The sequence below is a fragment of the Halomonas sp. ND22Bw genome (assembly GCF_003011945.1).
Taxonomy (GTDB): domain Bacteria; phylum Pseudomonadota; class Gammaproteobacteria; order Pseudomonadales; family Halomonadaceae; genus Halomonas; species Halomonas halophila.
Genome location: NZ_PXWD01001313.1, coordinates 1 through 254, shown reverse-complemented (window position 1 = coordinate 254; position 254 = coordinate 1). Strand labels below are relative to the sequence as shown.

Annotated in this window: 1 protein-coding gene; it reads right to left on the bottom strand. The window is 74.8% G+C overall.

Features of this window, described 5'->3' with window-relative positions:
• Positions 1-254, bottom strand: a 254-nt coding sequence (locus CVH10_RS22435; protein ID WP_146143294.1) for a hypothetical protein, incomplete at both ends; no start/stop codon positions are given.

Below are 254 nucleotides of genomic sequence, written 5' to 3'. Positions count from 1 at the left end.
ACGGCGTCCACCGAGCAGGCCTCGGCGGCGGCCCGCTCGCCGGCCGAGGTGCGGGTGGCCAGCGAGAACAGGATGAAGACGAGCACGTTGGCGGCCAGCGAGACCAGCGTGACGAGATACCAGTCGGGCTCGTAGGCCAGCGCCTCCAGTCCCGGGGGGATCGGAGGGAGCCAGGGCGCGCCGCCGAGCAGCGCCGGCCAGCGGCCGGCCAGCCAGATGGCCACGCCCACCGCGAGGCCGGTGACCATGCCCTT